We start from the raw sequence: 21,364 nt of genomic DNA, 5'->3' as shown, positions 1-21,364 counted from the left end.
CTCTATCGATATGATGACATCAGCTAAAGAGATGTTTATAAAAACCTTACAAAAAACATCTTATTCCCAAGACACCTAGATTATAAAATACAGTATTAGTGGTTACGGACTTCTACCATTCTTAATTTTTATTAAGGAAAAATATGATACCTGGTCCCCAGGAGAACATAATGAGATATTAAGAGGAAATAACGATGCCTTTATCACTGCACACTCAGCAGTTGAAAAGTATTGGAAAGATAATCCGTTCATTAAGGAAATTGAAAATTCTTTATCAAGATATCTGTGCGTGTTTAATCCCCCAGTCACAGGCAATGAAGACCATGATGAAGATGGTTCATACAAACTATCTTGATTTTTTAATAAAATTTAAAAGAGGAAAATATGAAATTATCTGACACTTCAAAGCTAAAATTGATTGTAGTTATTGCATCTTTAACTATCTTTACAGCGGGTTCGTTTTCCACTCTTTCAGGATTACTAATCTCTCAGTTTCAGAGCAGTTTTGGATGGCCTCTAACTTACACAAGCTTTGGAGTGTCATTAAATATGATTCTGTATGGGTTAGTCGCCCCGTTCTCTATTTTCCTGATGGACCGATATGGAATTAAGAATATAACATATTTGGCACTTTTTTTGTTGGCAGCGGGAGCTTCAATCGCGCTCATCCCTAATCCGATTGTGTTTAACTTTGCATGGGGTGTTTTAGTTGGAAGCGGCACGGGTATGCTAACTATGGCTTATGGTGCGTATATTGCTCAAAGATACTTTAGAGAAAATCAAGGATTACCCGTCGGTATCATGACGGCCTCAGCAGTAGTTGGGCAGTTTGCACTACTCCCTCTATGGTCCCACCTTGCAGAATCAAAAGCATGGTTTTATCCATTAGCCGGTTGTGCCATCATTTCTTTTTTAGCAATAATAATGAATATCTTTAGCCCTATAACTACAAATGAAAAGGAAAAAAAATTAAAACAAAAAAATTCCATATCTGAAGTGTATTTCAACCTTGTCTATGGTTTAAAGTCTCCAACATTCTGGGTGATATCGCTGTTCTTTATGATATGTGGAGCAACAACAAATGGTTTGATGTGGAGCAACTTCATTCCCGCAGCACATGATCATGGTATGCATGCTACAGTTGCATCCACCATACTTCTTATTATAGGGTTCTCCAATATCATTGGTACGCTTTTGACTGGTTGGCTGACCGATAAAATAAACCCAAAACATATCCTGGCGGCAGTCTTCTTATTTAGGGCGGCGGTTTTATTTTGGCTTCCATTTATCTTAAATTCCAACCTAGACGTTAACCTGATCACTTTTGCAATTCTTTTTGGGATTTTAGATGTTGCCACCGTTCCGCCCGTGATTACTTTATGCAACAAAGTTTTCTCTGACAGAGGCCCAGCACTTTTTTCATGGACAAATGCTTTTCATCAGATTGGCGCCGGAGCAATGGCCTTTTTAGCGAGTTATCTAAGAATACGACTGGGCGATTACTTCGTAGTATGGATCCTCGCAGCAAGTATGTGCGTACTGGCTATTTTAATTGTTTATCTCTCTAAATATGATGGTTATCAACCTGAGCACACCGACAATAAAAATACAACCGAGACAAGTCCATAGCTGGGAAAATCACACTTGTTAATCCTTATAAAATAGCAAAACGCCCGCTTAAGGAAACTTAAGCGGGCGTTTTGCTTTGGTGTTTTCGCCGACTGATTCGTCAGTTGGCTCAAAATTGGTTATCATCCGCCCCCCCTCTTCCTGCGGAAAGCCTGATGTCTACGATTATCGATACCTTTATCGCCCCGCCGTGCCACGACGAGATCGAGACGCTCTATCAGGACGAGCATCTGCTGCTGATCAATAAGCCTGCCGGGCTGCTGAGCCTGTCGGGTAAAAATCCGCTCAATCTCGATTCGGTCCATCATCGCCTGGTGCAGACATTCCCCGGCTGCACTCTGGTTCATCGCCTCGATTTCGGTACTTCTGGCCTGATGGTGATTGCCCGCAATAAGCCAATCAATGCCGCACTTTGCCAGCAGTTCAGCCAGCGCAGCGTGACGAAAATCTACAGCGCCCTGCTCTGCGGGCATCTGGATGAAGATGAAGGGGTGATTGATGCGCCCATTGCCAAAGACCCGGCGCTGTTCCCGCTGATGTCAATTTGCGCCATTCACGGCAAGCCCGCGCGCTCCGGCTATCGGGTGATTGAACGCTTCTACCGTGAGTTAGAAAACGGCGCATTGCTACCCTTGACGCGGGTGGAGCTGACGCCAGAAACCGGGCGCACGCACCAGTTGCGCATTCACTGTCAGCTACTGGGCCACCCCATTTTAGGCTGTGATTTGTATGGCGGCCTGCTGCTGCCGGGGACTGAACAGACACCTCGCCTGATGCTGCACGCCAGCGAGCTGCATTTTGTGCATCCCATCAGCGGGGTGAAAATCGAAGCCCGTCATGCTAGTCCTTTCTAAGCCACAACCTCCATACGCAACCCTTGATCACCACATCAAATCGTCGGGCACTTTAAAGTCAGCATACGGATCTTCTTCATCCTGCTCTTCCTGACTGAGCGCGCTGTTTAAAGCAATGCTGCCGGCGTCTCGCTGGGCAATTTTATCAGCGACGCTTGCAGGAATAATGGCGTACTGACTCTCACTCGGGTTATCGGTAACCCAACGAGCAATGGCGAGACGCCCGCTAATCAACTGGGCCTGAGTGACCTTATCCACCATTATTTTTTTGATAAGATTATTATCGGTGAAGTTAAAACCAATATCGCCTTTTGCAATATCAATTCTATTCATTTCAATCAGTTGTTTAACCTGAGCTTTATGTTCTTTAGATAACACAGCCTGTTTGTGTTGTTCATTTAACTGTTTATCACGCTCAAGCTGCGTTTTTTTATTTTCTTCCACCGCTTCTCTTGCCTCACGCGCCTGAACCCGTGACTTTTTAGCCGTTCTCTGAACTTTAGCCACCTTTTTGCTGGTCACTAATCCGGCTTTTAGCAGTTGCTCTTGTAAGGTCAGTTTTGTCATTTTCGTTTCTAAACTCGTTAAATAATTTCTGCGATTATAGCGGTAATTTTTGAGGCAGTGCTAGGTGGCGGAACTCCTCCGCCATTTTCACCACTCACTTAGCTTAGGAAGCTATTTGAGGTGAGTTAAAATGCGCGTATTGCCTTCCCAATCTGGTCCGGCCTTCAATGGCTCAATTTCTTCGTCGGCTGATGAAACCTCTTTTGGAACCCAGCCGCCTGCCAGCACCTTGAACCGGGCAAGTTCGGGTTCAAATCTGTCAATTCAGTACGGTCAGACCAATAATCAGGCCAACAGCGCGGCGGCCGCCAATGATCCGGGCGATATTATCAATGAGCTGGCGTCGATGATTGCCGGTTTATTGCGAAAAATGAGTGACGTGCAAAACGGCGCGGCTTCAGGCACTCCATCTGCACCGACTGGCACCCCAGCGCCCGCCAGCTCGGGTGTGAATGCGCCGCAGAGCGCAAGCCCGACTTCGGCTACTTCGGCAACTTCAGCCACCTCCGCCAGTTCGGCTAGCGCTGCAGCCAGTTCTACTGCCTCTTCGGCCGACGCTGACTTTATCGATAACTCGAAATACTCTTCTCCCGAGGAGTTAAAAAAGTATGCCCCGCTGGTGGCGAACCTGCCGCCAGACCAGCAGTTGCAAGCTGAAAAAGAGATGAATCGCCCGGCAGCGGCGGCCAAGATGGCGGCGGCCGGTGGCCCTGACGCCGCTCATGCCAAAGCCTTTATAGACGCCAACCCGGCGCTGAAAACCGCCACTGACGTCGGCAAGCACGGCGGCAAGCCTGATGGCAAAACCACCAACGGTGACTATGCCGCCTTCGCCAATAATATGGACAAAGCCCGCGACGCGGCGGTCAAAGACGTCACGGATTACCAGAAGGCTCACCCTAATGCCGATCCGCAGTCCTTGCAGATGGTAACCTCGGCGGCAACGCTGCGCGCCAGCGAACCTCTGGTGAAATGCGCCTCGCTAGACTCCAACGGCAAGGTTGATTCCTACATCACCGCCGACTCGCTGAAGGCCATTCAGCAAAATAATCCGGGCTTGTCCCCTGCTCTGCAGCAAGCGGCCAAAACCTTCTCCCAGCCCGGCTTCTTATACATGCTGGATCAGGGCGGGTTAGAAGGTAAAGATTTGGCGCTGCACAACCCGGATCAGAAAATCAGCGGCAGCAATATCGACAACTGGATCGCCAAGCAGGCGCCGACCAACAGCGGCGAGTTCGCCAGCATGATGAATGACGCGGCGACCCGCAACGCCGTGGCAAACGTGGATATCAGCAATCTCGGGGCCGACGTGTTCCAGAACCCGCAAAACTACAGCGGTGCGCAGAAAGCGGCGGTGTTGGTCAAACTGCAACAAACGCAGGGCCAAGTAGATGGCGGCAGCTCGCTGCGTAAAACCGACAAAACCTCGCAGGCGCTGCAAGATGATATCGCGCAATTGCAGAGCGACCCGGACGTGCAGAAGTTTATGGCGCAGGCCGTGCCTGGGCAGGAAAAGATGATGATTGGCAATGACCCCGGTCTAAGCAAGGCGGTGAATCAAAGCTATCAGGATCTGATTTCAGGCAAAACCATGGACCAAGATATGCAGGCCGCGCGCGACGCCGCCGCCAAGGCCAATGCCGGTAAGAAGCCGGAAGACCAGCAGCCGGTGGATTACAGCGACGCCATTAACAGCCTCAATTCAGAGCTGCAATTGCAGGGCGACCTTCAGGGCAAAGGGGCGAACCTGCCCACCACCGCGCAGGTGATCAACAGCCGCCCTGACCTCAAACAGCAAATTCAGACTTCCTACGAGCAGAACTTTACCCAAGGTCAGGCGGTAGAAAGTGGTCTGAAAAATAACAGCAAGGCCGATGCCAAAGACGTACTGGCGAGTGTCGATCAGAAGAAAGCCGCCTATGAAGATGCTATCCCAGACAGCGTGACGGCGGCCTCGGAAGATGGCTACGCCGAAGCCACCATGAAAGCCCTAAGCACCACCAGCAAAGGCATGAGCTTCCTCAACACGCTGAAGGACGCCGGCACCCTGCCGAAAGATAGCGACTTGACCAAGATGACCGGCAAAGAGATGTACTCGCAGCTGCGCGAAGGGGTGGAGAAGCAAACCAGCGAGATGGGGCTGAGCATGGCGAAAAGAGCCTCACTCAGCGGTAGCGGGATCATGAGCGTCGCGGGTCTGGCGTCGGTGTCTGAGCAGTTGAAATCGGGCGATAAAGCGGGCGCGGCGAAAACCATTTATGACGGCATCAAAGGCAGCTCGGAGCTGGGCAAACTCGGCTTTAACACCGCCGCCGAAGCCTTGGGTAAAGACGCTTCCGTGGGGCTGGGCCGTATCGCAGGCAGCGTGGCCGGTCGCGTGGCTGGCACGGTCGCAGGTGAAGCAGCCGGTGCTGCCGCTGCCGAGGCGCTGGGTGCAGCCGCCGGGCCGGTCGGCTGGATCGTCGACGCGGCGATGGGCTTAGGTTTCGGGATCAAAGCCATTATTGACGCGGTGAAAAAGCACAAAGATCAGAAAACCTTCGACCACAACGTTGACCCCACCCTCAAACAGTTTGGTATTCCAACGCCAAGCTAATGGAGGCAATCAGCACATAAAAAGGGGCCAAATCTGGCCCCTTCGCTTTTGCAAAAACGCGATTTATGGCGTGACCAACGTGGGTTCCGCCAGCGGCACTGCCGTTTTCTTGCAGCACAAATACAGGACATAAATCAGTGGGATCCACGCCAGCGTGCCCAGCGTCAGCTTGGCGTAGACATACACCTGCGGCGAGGCGAAGTGCTGCAAGATAGTATTAATCAGCCGCAGTGCCAGTTGGATCAGATAAAGCATACCGAACCACCAGCCGGAACGGTTGATGTCATGCATGCGACGGATGCCCACGGCCATAATCGGCACAATCACCGCCAGCAAAAATATCCACTGCGCCAGGCTGCCGTAGAAGATGGCGTTCGTCACCCCCACCAGCGTGGTGATGATGGCAACCGAGAAGCCCAACAGCACGGAAATCAGCATGCTGCCGAGCAAGAATACCCAAAACTCTTTTCTGGTTGAGCGACCACTAAAATCAACGTAGCGCTTCCAACCCTGTAAATAACATTGCCAGACCGTCATTCCTGACTCCTCTCCCCATTAATTATTACTATTATTTATTGATATAAGTGTTAACTCTGTTTTCGCTTCATTCTTTACCGCAACTTCCTCTCTGAGGGAAGCATTGCCTGTAATAACCGGCATTTTTGTGCCCATCCTTAGATGTTGGCTGGAATTATTTGGGTGGGGTGTTATATATCCTTTACTCGCTAATGAATCTTTTCCGCTAAGGATCGTCCGATGTCCGCCAAAATTCGCTGTGCCATTCTTGATGATTACCAAAACGTTGCCCTCACCTACGCCGATTGGTCTTCGCTGGACGATAAAGTCGATACCCAAGTGATTAACCAGCACATTGCTGATGAAGAAATGCTGGTGAAAACCCTCGCCGACGCCGAAATTGTGGTTATCATGCGCGAACGCACGCCTTTTACCGCCGCGCTGTTTGCCCGCCTGCCTAAGCTCAAATTGCTGATCACCTCAGGGATGCGTAATGCCTCCGTTGATCTTGAGGCGGCGAAACTGCACGGCGTCACGGTATGCGGCACTGGCAGCGGCGGCAGCGCACCGACGGAGCTGACCTGGGGGCTGATCCTCGGTTTGGCCCGCCATCTGGTCACCGAAAATAACGCCCTGCGCGACAACGGCACGTGGCAGAGCACCGTCGGACTGGGCCTCAGCGGTAAGCGTCTGGGCCTAATTGGACTGGGTAAAATTGGCCAGCAGATGGCCAAGATAGGCCACGCCTTTGGCATGAAAGTGGTGGCCTGGAGCCAAAACCTCACCGCCGAGCACGCGGCTAAACACAGCGTGGAGCTGGCGGCCAGCAAAGAAGCCCTATTGGCCACCAGCGACGTGGTATCGATTCATCTGGTGCTCAGCGATCGCAGCCGGGGACTGGTGGATGCCGCCGATCTGGCGCTGATGAAACCTTCCGCCCTGCTGATCAACACCTCGCGCGCCGCCATTGTTGACCAACCGGCGCTGATTGCCGCACTGCAACAGGGCAAAATCGGCGGCGCGGGACTGGACGTGTTTGACGTCGAGCCGCTCCCCGCCGACCACCCTTTCCGCTCGCTGCCCAACGTGCTGGCGACGCCGCATATTGGCTATGTTTCCACGGAGAATTATCAAATCTATTTCAGTGAAGCGGTCGAAAATATCGAGTCATTCTTAGCGGGAAACCCAGTCAGAGTGCTGTCGATTTAACGATTACTCAGGATGGGTGAGCGAATTCTTAAATCAAATTCCGTTACCCACCCTGCATTTCCACATCTGCCAGTTGCCAGCGGCAAGCATTCATGACCATTATGTAAATTCCATTTACATTCAGTTACTCCAGATGATTAACGTTGCCCTAATTGATGACCACGTGGTAGTCCGCTCCGGCTTTGCTCAGTTGCTGGGGCTGGAATCTGACATCAAAATTGTCGGTCAGTACGCGTCGGCGGCTAACGCCTGGTCGTCGCTGCTGAAGATGAACATTGACGTGGCGGTGATGGATATCGCAATGCCAGATGAAAGTGGGCTAAGCCTGCTGAGCCGCCTGCGCCAGCAGCGGCCCAATTTCCGCGCCATTATTTTGAGCATTTACGACACCACCGCCTTCGTGCAAAGCGCGCTGGACGCCGGGGCCAGTGGCTATCTGACCAAGCGCTGCGGGCCAGAGGAGCTGGTGCAAGCGGTGCGCACCGTCCACGCCGGTGGCCGCTATCTCTGCTCCGACGCCCTGCTGGCGCTGCGCCAAAGTCAGCAAACGCCCAAGGCGCTGCAATCCCTCACGCCCCGCGAGCGCGAGATTTTCGACCTGCTGGTTAACGGGCTGAGCGTCAAGGCGATAGCCGAACAGCTGGAGCTAAGCCACAAAACCGTGCACGTTCACCGCGCCAACATCCTCGGCAAACTCCAGTGCGACACCACCATCGAACTGGTGCATTTCGCCATTCAGCACAGCCTGCTTGCCTAATGAGAAAGCTCGGTCTCACCCTTTTTCTGGCGATTTTCTACAGCCTCTGCTGGCTGGCGCTCTGGTCGATCAGCTTCTATCTGACCCAAAACGGCCAGCAGGCGATGTTGTTGCTGCCGCAGGGCTTGCGACTGGCGCTGATGACGCTACTGTCGCGGCGCTACTGGCCCGCCATGCTGCTCTCAGAGGCGGCAATTGGCGTCTGGCTGCACAGCGAACAGCTGCAAACCCACTGGATCATGCTGCTGTCGCCCCTGCTCAGCTTAATCCCCGCCGCGCTGGTGCAGCATCTGTGGCGGCGCTTTACCCTCTATTGGCAGCGGCTGTTGCTGCTACTCGGGGCAGTGGCGGGCAATAGCCTGTTGCAGATGGCGGTGCCGGGTTTATGGCTGAGCGCGACGCTGAGCCAAACCCTGCTGGCCTCCTTCACCGGCGGGATTTTGCTGACGCCTTTTATCTATCTGATTTACGAATATCTTAAACAGCAGCATCTGCAAAACCTGCTGGCGCAGGAGATCCCCGACCCGCCGCTGCGCACCTCGCTGCTGATTTGGTGCTCGTTGTTCTTCGCCCTCGCCGTTTGCCTGCAAATGAGTCTGGCCCCGGAGGTCGAGCGGCTGCTGATCATTTTGGTGTTTCTGCCCAACGTGGTGATGGCCTACGCCTTCGGCTGGCAGGGGGGCGTGCTGGCGGCGGTGCTTGGCAGCCTGATGATCACCGTCACCCGGCAGATGAGCGGCGCGTTTCACGATTTGCTCGAGCTGGAGCTGTTCCTCTCCACCCAGGCGCTGCTCGGCATTGGCTTGGGAATAGCCATCAGCCGCCAGCAGCAGCTGGCGTCGCATCTTAATCGCTACCGTTTGCAGCTAGAACAGGAGCTGGACACCCGCCGCCAGCTCACCGAGCGGCTGGTGCATACCGAAGAGGCGGTGCGCAAAGAGATTGCCCGCGAACTGCATGATGAGATCGGCCAGAACATCACTGCCATTCAGATTCAGGCCATGCTGGTGGACAGGAGCCCGCACGGCCCGGCCACCCACAGCGCGGCGAAGCAGATTGGCGAGTTGTCGCAGCGCATTCACCACACCACCCGCCAGCTGCTGCGCCAGCTGCGCCCGCCGGTGCTGGACGAGATGTCGCTGGATAAAGCCCTGCATCATCTGGCCAACGAGTTCGCCTTCTCCGAACAGGGTATCGACTTTCACCTCGACTATCGGCTGCCGGAGCTGCCTCGCGACGAAACCCTAACCTTCACGCTCTATCGGCTGGTGCAGGAGCTGCTCAACAACATCAGCAAACACGCCGAGGCCACGCAGGTGCGCATCTGCCTGACCGAGCAGCACCCAATGCTGGTGCTGGAAGTCAGCGACAACGGCAAGGGCTTTGCTCATCCCGTCAAAGAAGGGTTTGGCCTGCGCGGTATTGAGGAGCGAGTGCGCGCCTTGGGCGGCGAATGGCTGCTCGAACAGCGCAACGGCACCCACATAATTGTTAAGTTGCCCACAGATTTGCAAAGAACTCCCCCCTGACTAGGAATAATTCCTAGTCATCTAAAACCTTGTCTCATCCGCTGCAAAAATCACCTGCCTACACTCGGCTCATAAGGTTGGAGTTAAACGATGTCCCAGATGTCAGCCTCACTTGTCGACAAAAATTATCGCTACTGGCGAGTTCACCTGCTGCTGTCGATGGTGATTGGCTACGCCGCGTTCTACCTGACGCGCAAAAGCGTCAATTTCGCGATGCCGGTGATGCAACTGGAACTTGGCCTGACCAAAGGCGACATCGGCCTGCTCGGCACGCTGTTTTATCTGGCTTATGGCAGCTCGAAATTTGTTTCGGGGATTTATAGCGATAAGACCGGCGCGCGCTGGTTTATGGGTGTCGGCCTGCTGATGACCGGGGTGCTGAATATCCTGTTCGCCTTCTGCCATTCGCTGACCGCGCTGCTGGTGGTCTGGACGCTAAACGGGTTCTTTCAAGGCTGGGGCTGGCCACCGTGCGCCCGATTGCTGACCCACTGGTATTCGCGCAATGAGCGCGGTTTCTGGTGGGGATGCTGGAACACCTCGATCAATATCGGCGGCGCGGCGGTGCCCCTGCTGTCCGGGCTTTTGGCCTCGATGTGGGGCTGGCAGGCGGCGCTGCTAGTGCCTGGCGTGGTGGCAATAGTGATTGGATTATGGCTGTGCCGCCAGCTGTGCGGCACGCCGCAACAGCAAGGTTTGCCGACGGTGGGCGCGTGGCGACGCGACCCGCTGGAGCTGCGGCAGGAGCAGCAAAGTCCGCCGATGAGCATGACGCAAATTCTGCGCCAGACCATTTTGCAGAACCGCACCATCTGGCTGCTCGGCGTCTCTTACGTGCTGGTCTACCTGATCCGCATCGCGCTAAATGACTGGGGCAATATCTGGCTGGCGGAGAATCACGGCGTCAATCTGCTGAGCGCCAACGCCACGCTGTCGCTGTTCGAGCTGGGCGGACTGCTCGGCGCGTTGTTCGCCGGATGGGGTTCCGACCTGCTGTTTCGCGGCCAGCGCGCCCCAATGATTTTGCTGTTTTCGCTCGGGCTGTTCGTCACGGTCACCGCCCTGTGGCTGGCGCCGGTCCACCACTTCGGCCTGTTGGCCCTGAGCTTTTTCAGTATCGGATTTTTTGTTTTCGGCCCGCAGATGCTGATCGGGCTGGCAGCAACGGAGTATTCACACAAAGACGCTGCGGGCACGGTGACCGGCTTTCTCGGGCTGTTTGCCTACCTCGGTGCCGCACTGGCGGGTTGGCCGCTGGCGGTGGTGATGCAGCATTACGGTTGGTCCGGCTTCTTCGCCGTGCTGACGCTGGCTTCGGCCTGCGTTGGGTTACTGCTGATGCCGATGATGATGGCGGGTATCAGTAAGCGCGAACTGAGCGCCGCGCCGCCGGACATATAACAAGGTTCTGTCCCACAACATAAGAAGAAAAGGTAAAACACCATGAAAAAACATCTCTCTCCTACCCTCTACAAATACTCGCTTTTGGCCGCCGCCGTGGCCCTCACCGCCTTCACCGGCGCGGCTCAAGCCAAGGGCCGCCTGGTGGTGTATTGCAGCGCCACCAACGCCATGTGTGAAGAAGAAACCAAAGCCTTCGGCGAGAAGTACGACGTGAAGACCTCGTTTATCCGCAACGGCTCCGGCAGCACGCTGGCAAAAGTCGAAGCGGAGAAAAAGAACCCGCAGGCTGACGTCTGGTACGGCGGCACGCTGGATCCGCAATCTCAGGCCGGTGAAATGGACCTGCTGCAAGCCTACAAGTCGCCGAACCTCGAGCAGATCATGCCGAACTTCCGCGACCCGGCGAAGCGCAAAGGCAACTACTCTTCTGCGGTGTACATCGGCATTCTGGGCATAGGGGTGAACACCAATCGCCTGAAAGAGAAAAACCTGCCAGAGCCAAAGTGCTGGAAGGACCTGACCAACCCGATTTATAAAAACGAAATCCAAATCGCCGACCCACAAAGCTCCGGCACGGCCTACACCGCGCTGGCGACCTTCTCCCAGCTGTGGGGCGAGGATCAGGCTTTCGACTACCTGAAACAGCTCAACGGCAACATCTCCCAATACACCAAGTCGGGCATCGCCCCGGCCCGCAATGCCGCCCGTGGTGAAACCGCGATTGGTATCGGCTTCTTGCACGACTACGCGCAGGAGAAAGAGAGCGGCGCGCCGCTGAAGCTGATCTCCCCGTGTGAAGGTTCCGGCTATGAGATTGGCGGTGTCAGCATCCTGAAAGGCGCGCGCAACCTGGACAACGCCAAGCTGTTCGTCGACTGGGCGCTGTCCAAAGACGCGCAGGAGCTGGCGTGGAAGAAAGGTCAGTCCTACCAAATTCTCACCAACACCACGGCTGAAACCTCGCCAAACTCGCTGAAAATGAGTGACCTTAAATTGATCAACTACGACATGGACAAGTACGGCGCGTCCGATATGCGTAAGGCGTTGATCACTAAATGGGTTAACGAAGTGAAGATGGGCAAAGCGACACAATAAGGCCCACGCGATTTATTGAGTGCCTAAAGCGCCTTCTCTTCAGGGGGAAGGCTGGGATGAGGCAGGCAACGCCAGAGATGCCATTTATACCCCAACCCAGCCCTTCCCTTACCAGGGGAGGGAGCAAAACTGCTCTTCTTTTAGAACGAGCAGAGTGGTTCTAACTCAGTTTTTTCTTTCAACACCTAAAATGTGAGGGGACAACATGTCTCATACACTCAGCCTGCCTGATATCCAGCGCCGCGACCCGATTTTCGCGTGGCTGGGGCTTATCCTGCTGGCCTTTGCACTGCTGCCAGCCTGGAGCCTCGACTATGGCTTGCTGGAATCCACCGCGGACGAAATTCTGGCGGCTTACGGCTGGTCGGGGCTGAACGTCAGCCTGCTGTGGCTGCTGTTGCCGATGGTTCTGCTGTTCCGCCCGCGCCACGCGCAGCGGCTGGAAGCTCGCCGTCGCCACCAGTTCGACGCCGCATGGTCAGTGTTCTGCGCGCTGTTTATGTTTGTCAGCGCCACCTTAGTCGGGCGCGGCCTTGGCTACGGCAGCATCGGGATTTTCATCGCCCTCGGCGCGGTCTGCACGCTGGCCCTGTCACGCCTTGAGTGGCTGGGCGGCGACCGTTTTGTGCTCGGCTCGCTGATTTGCATCATCGCCATGATTGGCGTGTTTATCATCTTCCCAAGCATTGCGATTTTCATCCCAATGTTCACCAACGACGCCGGAGAATTTGCGCCGCTGGCCTTTATGGCCGTGCTCGGCCAGTCGCACATCTTGCAGGTGATTTGGAACTCCTTCCTGCTTTCCGTGGCGGTAGGGATTGGCTGTACCTTCTTCGGCTTAGTGCTGGCGATTTACACCACGCGCATTGCCAAGCGTTCGGCGATCATTGGCCGAGTGTTCTCGATTCTGCCGATTGTCACCCCGCCGTTTATCGTCGGACTGGGCGTCACGCTGATGATGGGCCGCTCGGGCTATGTCACTGAATTTATGGCTAACTGGTTTGGGCTGACCAACACTAACTGGCTGTACGGCTTTACCGGGATTTGGCTGGCGCAGGTGTTAGCATTTACGCCGATGGCCTTTATGATCCTCGACGGCGCGATTAAAACCATTCACCCCTCGCTGGAAGAAGCCTCATACACCCTGCGCGCCAGCCGCTGGCAGACCTTCCACCGCGTCTTCCTGCCGCTGCTGAAACCGGCGCTGGCTAACGCCTTCCTGATTGTTATCGTGCAGTCGCTGGCGGACTTCAGTAACCCACTGGTGCTGGGCGGCAACTTCGACGTGCTGGCCACGCAAATCTACTTCTACATTACCGGCGCGCAGCTCGACTATCAGGCCGCCAGCACCCTCGGGGTGATTCTGCTGGTGTTCTCGCTGCTGGTGTTCTGCGTGCAGTACATGTGGATTGGCAAACGCTCCTACGTCACCATTTCTGGCAAAACCTCCCGTGGCGACGTGCAGCCGCTGCCGGTGACGCTGGTGTGGGGCGTGACGCTGCTCCTGGCCATCTGGGTCGCCTTCAATGCCCTACTCTACGGCAGCATTTTCTACGGCAGCTTCACCGTCAACTGGGGCGTGGATTACACCCTGACCTTCGCTAACTTCACCAAGCTGTTTGGTCAAGGCTTTAGCGACGGGGCCTGGCCTTCGCTGCTCGACACCCTTTTCTACGCCGGTATCGCCGCGCCCATCACCGCGCTGTTCGGCCTGCTCATCGCCTACATCGTGGTGCGCCAGCAGTTCCGCGGCAAAAAGACCATCGAGTTCAGCACCATGCTGTGCTTCGCGGTGCCGGGCACCGTGGCGGGTATCTCCTACATTCTGGCCTTTAACAGCGCGCCGGTTTACCTCACCGGAACCGCCGCCATCGTGATCATTTCGATGGTGATGCGTAACGTGCCGGTGGGTATCCGCGCCGGTATCGCCGGGCTGGGTCAGTTGGACAAATCCCTCGACGAAGCCTCACTCAGCCTGCGCGCTGGCTCGATGCGCACCGTGATGTACATCCTGCTGCCGCTGCTGCGCCCGGCGATTCTGTCGGCGCTGATTTACAGCTTCGTGCGCGCCATTACTACCGTCAGCGCCATTGTTTTCCTCGTGACGCCGGACACCCGCGTCGCCACGGCCTACATCCTTAACCGCGTGGAAGACGGCGAGTACGGCGTGGCTATCGCCTACGGCTCGATTCTTATCGTGGTGATGCTGGCGATCATTTTCATCTTTGACTATCTGGTTGGCGAAGCGCGCATTTCCCGCTCCAAAGCCAAAACCGGCCAATAATTCTGGAGTGAGCTGTTATGACAACGATTCTACAAGCCGAGCGCCGCGCGCCGGTTGAAACCACCAAAAGCTTTGTTGAACTGAAGGGCGTCGCCAAGCGTTTTGGAAATAATACCGTGCTGGAAGGCCTGGATCTGGCGATCCCCAAAGGCAAAATGGTTACCCTGCTCGGCCCGTCCGGCTGCGGCAAGACCACCGTGCTGCGCATGGTCGCCGGGCTGGAGAAGCCAACCGAGGGCCGGATTTTCATTGATGGCGAAGACGTGACCGACCGATCCATCCAGCAGCGTGATATCTGCATGGTGTTCCAGTCTTATGCCCTGTTCCCGCACATGTCGCTGGGCGAGAACATTGGCTATGGCCTGAAAATGCTGGGAAGACCTAAGGCGGAAATTCGCGAGCGAGTGCGTGAGGCGCTCTCTCTGGTGGATTTAGAAGGTTTCGAAGATCGCTACGTGGACCAGATTTCCGGCGGCCAGCAGCAGCGCGTGGCGCTGGCCCGCGCGCTGATCCTCAAACCGAAAGTGCTGCTGTTCGATGAGCCGCTGAGTAACCTCGACGCCAACCTGCGTCGCAGCATGCGCGAGAAAATCCGCGAGTTACAGCAGCAGTTCAACATCACCTCGCTGTACGTCACCCACGACCAGAGCGAGGCGTTTGCGGTATCCGATACCGTGCTGGTGATGAATAAAGGCAAAATTATGCAGATTGGCGCGCCGCAGGAGCTGTATCGCCAGCCCGCGTCGCGCTTTATGGCCAGTTTTATGGGCGACGCCAACGTCTTCCCGGCTGACCTGCACCGCGAAACGGTGGAGATCTTCGGCTACCACATCCCGAAACCGGCAGGCTTTGCCGACGGGCTGCAACAGTGCACGGTGGGAGTTCGCCCGGAGGCCATCACGCTGGGTTTGCAGGGCGACGACAGCCAGCGCTGCTTCATCACGCACGTCGCCTACATGGGGCCGCAGTATGAAGTGACGGTGGAGTGGAACGGCCAATCGCTGCTGTTGCAGGTCAACGCCACCCAGCTCCAGCCGAGCGCCGGGGACCAGTTCTACCTGCAAATCCACCCTTACGGCATGTTCGTTTTAGTCTAAGAAAGCCGCCGTTAGCCCTCCAGCGCGAAAACTAACGGTACAATCACTTGGGCGGCCACCGGCTGGTCGCCCTGCTTCGCCGCAATAAACTTCCAACGCTTCACTGCCGCCACGGCAGCCTCGTCGAGGCGCGGATAGCCACTCGACTGGCTGACCGCCACCGACGCCGCCAGCCCGTTGGCGCTGACTTCCACCCGTAATCTCACCGTACCCTGCTCGTGCAGCTTTTTCGACAAACGGGGGTAGTCCGGCGCGGGGTTATTTAAGTAAGCCGCACTGAACTGCGGCGGCGTCACTACTTTGCTGGCCGCCGGGGCTTTGCTGAGGGCCGGAGCCTTGGGCGCAGTGGCGGGTTGCGCCTCGTGCTGCGGTTGGGGTTTTGGCGGGTGTTTCGGCTTCTCGTCATGCACCGGGCGCGGCTTGGGCTTTTCCGCCTTCGGCAGGCTTATGGCCGCCTTCTCCACCACCGGCGGCGGCGTTTTTTCTACCGGTTTAACCGGCTCTGGCGGCGTGGGGATAGGCTCTGGCTCATGCTGAGGCTCTGGGGCCAGTTGCACCATTTCGACCGCCATCAGCGGCGCGTTAATCTCAGCAACTTGCGGCGGGTTCATACGCAGAAACAGCAGCAGCCCGAGATGCAACAGCAGGACCACCGCTGCAATAATCAGCATTTTCAGGCCGCGTTTCGGCATGGGAGAATCTCCGGAAAAGGCGGATTCAGCTAACATGCTGCCGCCGATAAAGCAGGACGGCCAGCCACGGGCCGCCGAGTAGCGTTGCCATTAACCCGGCGGGTAACTGGCGTGGATAGAGGAGATTGCGGCTCAGCCAGTCAGCAAAAATCATCAACAGCGCCGCAATCATCACCGCTAGCAGCAGCTGGGCCAGCGGGCGTCGCGCCCCAAGCTGACGGGCGATGTGCGGGCCGAGCAGGCCAATAAACGACAGCGGCCCGACAATCAGCGTCGCAACGCCGGTCATCAGCGCCGCCAGCGCCATGACCGTCAGGCGGGCGCGCTGGGTGCGTAAACCCAGCGAGTGCGGCACCGACTCCAGCGGCAACAGCAGCAGGTAGCGCCGCACCAGCGGTGTAAACAGCAATAGAAGCAGCGCCAGAGCCAGCGCGGCGACGGCCATCGGCGTGGTGACGTAGTAGGTCGAGCCGGTCATCAGTTGGCGCAGCATGTTGGCCGCCATGCCGTTGTTGGTCATCACCACTCCCGCTACTGACTGGAAAATCGCGGTGATCGCCAAACCACTGAGCAGCACGCGCTGTGGGGTAAATCGCCCCTGTCGCGCCGTCCACAGAGTCAGTAAAAGTGTGATAAACGCGCCGACCGCGCTGCTCAGCATCATGCCCGCAATCCCGGCTGTTGGGATAATCAGCAGCATCAGCGTAATACCCAGCGACGCCCCCGCGCCAATCCCCAGCAGCTCAGGGCTAGCCATCGGGTTGGCGGTCACTCGCTGAATAATCACCCCGGCCGCCGCCAGCAGCACCCCGGCTGACATCGCGGCAATCATCCGTGGCAGACGGAATGGCAGCAGCGCCAGCACGTCGTGCCACGCGTCCCAGTGCCAGCCGTGCAGCGTGCGCCCCACCGCCAGCGACAGCACAATGCTCGCCACCAGCAGCAACAGCACCAGACCAAAGCGCGGCTTGAGAATACGTGCCTGACTTTGCGCCACCGTCTCCTTAATAGCTTGCAGCGAAATACTGCGGATGCGCGGCAGATACCACAGCAGTAGCGGGCCTCCGGCCAGCGCGGTCATCATGCCGGTCGGCAGCAGCATGCCGTTAATCCCCGTCAGTCGACTGACGCCCTGATCGGTCAGCCACAGCAAGCCTCCGCCAATCAGCGGCGACCAAAGCAGCCGTTGGCGCAGCTTGTGCGCTCCTGCCAGCGCCGCCAGATGCGGAGCCGCCAGCCCGATAAAGCCAATCACCCCGACGGCGCTGATAACCAAGCTGCTGATCGCCAGTGCGCAGAGGATAACCACGCTGCGCACCGCCACCGGCGACATGCCGAGGGAGCGCGTGACCTGCTCATTCAGCGCCATCAGGCCGAGCGGCCGCAACATCAGTAGCACCGGCACCACGCAAATCGCCAGACGCGGCAGCAGCCAGAACAGCGTCTGGCTGTTCTCCTGCACCAGCGAACCGCCGCCCCAGATGAAAATCGCCGCCAGCGACTGGTCGTAAATAATCGATAAAAGCAGAGAAACTGAGCCGCAATAGAGATTCACCAGCATCCCGGCGAGGATCAGCGCCAGTGGCGAAAACGCCTGCCGCGACGCCAGTACAAACACCAGTAGCATGGCTACCAGCGAGCCGCCCATGGCGAACCATTCGCGGCCCCACGCCAGCCACGCCGGAGCCGCCAGACTGACCATGGTCAGGGCCAGCGTGGCGCCGGATGCCACGCCGAGGGTCATGGGTTCTGCCAGCGGGTTGCGCAGCGCCTGCTGCATCACCACGCCGGTAAAGGCCAAGGCCATGCCGCAAAGAACCGCCATCCACTGGCGCGGCAGCCACATCTCATGGGCAATAATTGGCTTGGCCCCCGCCAGCAGGCTATCCGCGTGCCAAAGCTGGCTCCACTGGGCCACCGGCAGTAGCTGTGAAAGCTGCTGCACGCTGAGCAGCAATGCAGCGAGATAGAGCAAAATGCACAGCCACAGCGGCGAATTTTTTAGTAAAGAGGTGGCGGGATGCGCCGGGCTTGTCAGCGGGATTTGGCTCATGCGCGACCTCGCTGTTGCAGGCCTAGCGCCAGAGATTCAGCAAAGCGCACGGCGGTGATCAGTGCGCCATTTTGCGGCAAGCCGTCAGGCAAGGTGATGCAGTTTTCCGGCTGCAAAAGCGGCAGGCTGCGCCACAGCGCCGAGCCGGTAATGTCGCTGATATCAGGCTGCGGATAGGAAGGCAGCAGCACCACGCGGCCACGGCCTCCGGCGGCGAGCAGGTCCACCGAGGTCATGGCGAGACCCTGCGCGCTGGTCGCCAACTGGCTGGCATTTTTCAGGCCGAGGCGCGTCAGCACGTCATCAAACAGGCTGCCTTTGCCAAACAGGTACAGATGCAAAATCTCCAGCGGATGGGCCAGATAGAGCGGCGTGTCGGCGAAAGGCTGAACCGCCAGCCGCGCTTTGTCCATCCGCGCATTCACGGCGGCGATGATCTGCTCGGCTCGCTCAGGTTGCCCCAGCGCGCCCGCCATTTGGCGCAAATTAGCCTGCGCCTGCTCGAGCGGAGAACTGCTGTAAGTGTTGAGCACCAACAGCGGCGCAATCTGCTCCAGTTGGGCTTTCGCCATCAGATGGCCGGGCGTCACCAGCAGCAGCGTCGGACGCAGTTCGCGCAGGGTTTCAAAATTGGGTTGGAATAGCAGGCCCACGTCAGCGACGTCGGCAGGCAGCGCGGGTTCGCCATACAGGCGGCGATACCACTGTGGCGCGGCCACGCCGACCGGCACCACGCCGAGCGCCAGCGCCATTTCGGTCAGGCCCCAGTCGAGGATCACCCAGCGCGGCGCGGGTCCTCCGGCGGCCAAGCTACAGAGAGGGGAAAGCCCCGAGCTTGCGCTCAGGGCCAGTGCGAGTTGCAGAAACTGACGACGATTCATGCTTACCACTGATAGCTCAGGGTCGCCAGATATTGGCGGCGCAGGCCGAAGTGACAGCCATTGTCCTGACAGTAGTTCAGGTACTGCTTGTCGGTCAGGTTTTGCACATTAAGCGCCAGTTGCCACGACTGCCAGCGGTAGCGCGCAACGGCGTCGAACACAGTGACCGCCGGGACTTTCAGGCTGTTTTGGCTGGTGGCATAACTGGTGCCGACATAGCGCGCGCCGCCGCCAAGGGTGACACCATCAAGCATGCCCGGCAGCGCGTATTCGGTCCATACCGCCGCCGTCTGGCGCGGAATGCCCACCGGATCCTTGCCCTGATTGCCAGTATTCGACGCCGTGACTTCCGGGTCGGTATAGGCATAGGAGCTGCTCACCAGCCATCGCGAGGTGATATTGGCTTTGGCTTCCAGCTCAAGGCCGCGCGAACGAATTTCGCCAGTCTGCACCGAGAAGTTCGGGTGATCCAAGTCCGCCGTCAGTACGTTTTGCTGGGTCAGGTCATACAGCGCCGCGGTGAATAAGGCGTCGAAGCTTTTCGGCTGATATTTGATCCCTATTTCCGACTGTTTGCCCTTAGTTGGGCGGAAAACATCGCCGCTGAAGGTGGTTCCGGCCTGCGGCTGGAATGAGGTGGCGTAGCTGACATAAGGCGCGATGCCGCTGTCGAACAGATACATCAGCCCGGCGCGGCCGGTGGTGGCGTAGTCGGTTTGCTCTTTACGCGTGTCGTTATCCAGATCGTTGCTGTGGCTTTCAGCCTTGTCATAACGCCCGCCGAGGTTCAGCAGCCACTGATTCCACTTCATCTGGTCTTGGGTATAGAAGCCGGTTTGCGACATATACAGCCGCGAATGGTCGGTCAGTGCCGGAGTCTGCACCGGCGTGCTGTAATCCGGGTTGAGGTAGTTAAGGTCAGAGGCATCGCCGTAGCCGCTGTTTTGCGTCAAGTCGTCATGCACGTAATCCACGCCGAACAGCATGTCGTGATCCACCGGGCCGGTGTCGAACTTGGCCTGCAAATGGGTATCGACGTCGAAGTCTTTTAACTTCTCATTAATGTGCATGCTGTAGCGATGCACCTCCGGCGCGTTGGCAACCACGCCAAACGGATAAACCATGGTGTAGTCGCTGCGAGTCTGCATGTAGCGCAGGTTCTGGTGCAGGGTCCAGACATCATCGAAATGGTGCATGAACTCATAACCCACGCTCTCCTGCGAACGGCTGTAGCTGTCAAAGCCCGGCTGGCCGCCGTAGAAGTTGTCGGAGATTTTGCCATTCGGGTTATTCACCAGCGTGCCTTCGACCGGCAATTGGTTGAAGAAACCGGCGTCCGGGTCTTTGCGGAACTGGCTGAGGAAGGTTAGGCTGGTGTTGTCATCGGGCTGCCACGTCAGGGCCGGAGCGATGTCGTAATGTTTATACTTGGTGTGCTCCACCTGCGTGTCGGTCTTCGACGCGGTGCCGGTCAAACGCCCGAGCCAGTGCTGATCGTTGTCCAGCGCGCCGGACAGGTCCAGCCCCCCTTCGGTCAGATTGTTGTTGCCGGTGGTGACATAGATTTCATGCAGCGGGTCCGCCGTCGGCCTTTTGCTGACCAGATTCACCACCCCGCCTGGACTGGCTTGACCATAAAGCACCGAGTTCGGCCCTTTGATCACTTCAATCTTATCCAGCAGATAGGCGTCGTAGTTCGGACGCGACCAGTAAGTCACGGTCGGCAAACGCAGCCCGTCGAGGTATTCATCGGCGTTGAAACCGCGAATGATTATGGTGTCGAAGCGGGTATCCGCCCCGCCCGCTTCCGACTGCACGCCACCCAGATAGCGCAACGCCTGCGACACGTTCTGCGCACCCTGCGCGGCGATCTGCGCCTGCGTCACCACTGACACGCTCTGCGACGTTTCAATCAGTGGCCGGTCGCTTTTGGTCGCGCCGCTGGCTTTCTTAGCGACAAAATTGGTGCTGTCGTCACTGTCCGCCGTCGAGGAAACCGTCACTGAAGGCAGCACCGTGGTCGCGGCAGCGCTGGTCTGATTTTGTTCTGCGGCCTGCGCTTGTCCTGCAATCAATGTCATCAACAGCGCCGCGCTGAGCGGTTTAAGTCTAAACCCGAATTTACCCTGCATGTGTGTCCCCGAAAATAAAACAATGACTCAATAATGAGGATACAAATGATAATCATTAAGTTTTAATTG

At 56.9% G+C, this 21,364-nt stretch carries 17 protein-coding genes; 11 read left to right on the top strand and 6 right to left on the bottom strand.

The window, feature by feature from the left end:
- Positions 1 to 79: 79 nt before the first annotated feature.
- The 3 genes from ACT3RR_RS05920 (at position 80) to ACT3RR_RS05910 (ending at position 2,483) form a co-directional block, all read left to right on the top strand.
- Positions 80 to 355: an ectoine synthase gene (locus ACT3RR_RS05920; RefSeq protein ID WP_496200062.1), complete on the top strand. Its 276-nt coding sequence runs from the start codon at positions 80 to 82 to the stop codon at positions 353 to 355.
- Between the two features lie 29 nt (positions 356 to 384).
- Positions 385 to 1,629 carry an MFS transporter gene (locus ACT3RR_RS05915; RefSeq protein WP_353502605.1) on the top strand — a complete coding sequence of 415 codons (1,245 nt, stop codon included), beginning with the start codon at positions 385 to 387 and terminating at the stop codon, positions 1,627 to 1,629.
- Between the two features lie 155 nt (positions 1,630 to 1,784).
- Complete coding sequence (locus ACT3RR_RS05910) at positions 1,785 to 2,483, top strand: RluA family pseudouridine synthase (protein WP_496199935.1); 699 nt, start codon at positions 1,785 to 1,787, stop codon at positions 2,481 to 2,483.
- Between the two features lie 27 nt (positions 2,484 to 2,510).
- Here ACT3RR_RS05910 and ACT3RR_RS05905 read toward each other — a convergent pair whose 3' ends face one another.
- Positions 2,511 to 3,050 (bottom strand): DUF2058 domain-containing protein, encoded by a 540-nt coding sequence (locus ACT3RR_RS05905; RefSeq protein ID WP_353502607.1) that lies wholly within the window; start codon positions 3,048 to 3,050, stop codon positions 2,511 to 2,513.
- A gap of 130 nt (positions 3,051 to 3,180) precedes the next feature.
- On the opposite strand from ACT3RR_RS05905, the gene ACT3RR_RS05900 reads away from it, so the two are divergent.
- Positions 3,181 to 5,646 carry a type III effector HrpK domain-containing protein gene (locus tag ACT3RR_RS05900; protein WP_496199934.1) on the top strand — a complete coding sequence of 822 codons (2,466 nt, stop codon included), beginning with the start codon at positions 3,181 to 3,183 and terminating at the stop codon, positions 5,644 to 5,646.
- Positions 5,647 to 5,709: 63 nt separating this feature from the next.
- Here the strand turns inward: ACT3RR_RS05900 and ACT3RR_RS05895 are convergent, their stop codons facing one another.
- A complete protein-coding gene (locus tag ACT3RR_RS05895; protein ID WP_496199933.1) occupies positions 5,710 to 6,183 on the bottom strand; it encodes a DUF805 domain-containing protein in 474 nt (157 codons plus the stop codon).
- Positions 6,184 to 6,402: 219 nt separating this feature from the next.
- Here ACT3RR_RS05895 and ACT3RR_RS05890 point away from each other — a divergent pair, with 219 nt between their 5' ends.
- The 7 genes from ACT3RR_RS05890 (at position 6,403) to fbpC (ending at position 15,537) form a co-directional block, all read left to right on the top strand.
- A complete protein-coding gene (locus ACT3RR_RS05890; protein ID WP_485901287.1) occupies positions 6,403 to 7,371 on the top strand; it encodes a D-2-hydroxyacid dehydrogenase family protein in 969 nt (322 codons plus the stop codon).
- A 133-nt stretch (positions 7,372 to 7,504) separates the two neighbouring features.
- Positions 7,505 to 8,128, top strand: coding sequence for a response regulator (locus ACT3RR_RS05885; protein ID WP_353503995.1), 624 nt, complete (start codon positions 7,505 to 7,507; stop codon positions 8,126 to 8,128).
- Positions 8,128 to 9,657, top strand: coding sequence for an MASE1 domain-containing sensor histidine kinase (locus ACT3RR_RS05880; RefSeq protein WP_353502611.1), 1,530 nt, complete (start codon positions 8,128 to 8,130; stop codon positions 9,655 to 9,657). The genes ACT3RR_RS05885 and ACT3RR_RS05880 overlap by 1 nt, the downstream gene beginning before the upstream one ends.
- Positions 9,658 to 9,747: 90 nt before the next feature.
- Positions 9,748 to 11,058 (top strand): MFS transporter family glucose-6-phosphate receptor UhpC, encoded by a 1,311-nt coding sequence (gene uhpC / locus ACT3RR_RS05875; protein WP_034791557.1) that lies wholly within the window; start codon positions 9,748 to 9,750, stop codon positions 11,056 to 11,058.
- A 42-nt stretch (positions 11,059 to 11,100) separates the two neighbouring features.
- Complete coding sequence (locus ACT3RR_RS05870) at positions 11,101 to 12,156, top strand: ABC transporter substrate-binding protein (protein WP_396130290.1); 1,056 nt, start codon at positions 11,101 to 11,103, stop codon at positions 12,154 to 12,156.
- Positions 12,157 to 12,361: 205 nt separating this feature from the next.
- Positions 12,362 to 14,440 carry an ABC transporter permease gene (locus tag ACT3RR_RS05865; RefSeq protein WP_496199932.1) on the top strand — a complete coding sequence of 693 codons (2,079 nt, stop codon included), beginning with the start codon at positions 12,362 to 12,364 and terminating at the stop codon, positions 14,438 to 14,440.
- A 17-nt stretch (positions 14,441 to 14,457) separates the two neighbouring features.
- Positions 14,458 to 15,537 (top strand): ferric ABC transporter ATP-binding protein, encoded by a 1,080-nt coding sequence (gene fbpC / locus ACT3RR_RS05860; RefSeq protein ID WP_496199931.1) that lies wholly within the window; start codon positions 14,458 to 14,460, stop codon positions 15,535 to 15,537.
- 11 nt (positions 15,538 to 15,548) lie between these two features.
- Here fbpC and ACT3RR_RS05855 read toward each other — a convergent pair whose 3' ends face one another.
- The 4 genes from ACT3RR_RS05855 to ACT3RR_RS05840 are packed head-to-tail and all read right to left on the bottom strand — an operon-like array spanning position 15,549 to position 21,244.
- The gene (locus tag ACT3RR_RS05855) at positions 15,549 to 16,229 is read right to left on the bottom strand and encodes an energy transducer TonB (protein ID WP_353502615.1); all 681 of its coding nucleotides are present in this window, start codon (positions 16,227 to 16,229) and stop codon (positions 15,549 to 15,551) included.
- Between the two features lie 25 nt (positions 16,230 to 16,254).
- Positions 16,255 to 18,282: a Fe(3+)-hydroxamate ABC transporter permease FhuB gene (gene fhuB, locus ACT3RR_RS05850; RefSeq protein WP_485901297.1), complete on the bottom strand. Its 2,028-nt coding sequence runs from the start codon at positions 18,280 to 18,282 to the stop codon at positions 16,255 to 16,257.
- Positions 18,279 to 19,163 carry an ABC transporter substrate-binding protein gene (locus ACT3RR_RS05845; RefSeq protein WP_353502617.1) on the bottom strand — a complete coding sequence of 295 codons (885 nt, stop codon included), beginning with the start codon at positions 19,161 to 19,163 and terminating at the stop codon, positions 18,279 to 18,281. Before ACT3RR_RS05845 ends, fhuB begins: the two co-directional genes overlap by 4 nt.
- A gap of 2 nt (positions 19,164 to 19,165) precedes the next feature.
- The gene (locus ACT3RR_RS05840; RefSeq protein ID WP_496199930.1) at positions 19,166 to 21,244 is read right to left on the bottom strand and encodes a TonB-dependent siderophore receptor; all 2,079 of its coding nucleotides are present in this window, start codon (positions 21,242 to 21,244) and stop codon (positions 19,166 to 19,168) included.
- Positions 21,245 to 21,364 lie beyond the last annotated feature (120 nt).

The organism is Ewingella sp. AOP8-B2-18 (genome assembly GCF_052376015.1).
Taxonomy (GTDB): Bacteria; Pseudomonadota; Gammaproteobacteria; order Enterobacterales; family Enterobacteriaceae; genus Ewingella; species Ewingella allii.
The sequence above is the reverse complement of the archived record's forward strand: the minus strand, read 5'-3'. Positions and strand labels throughout refer to the sequence as shown.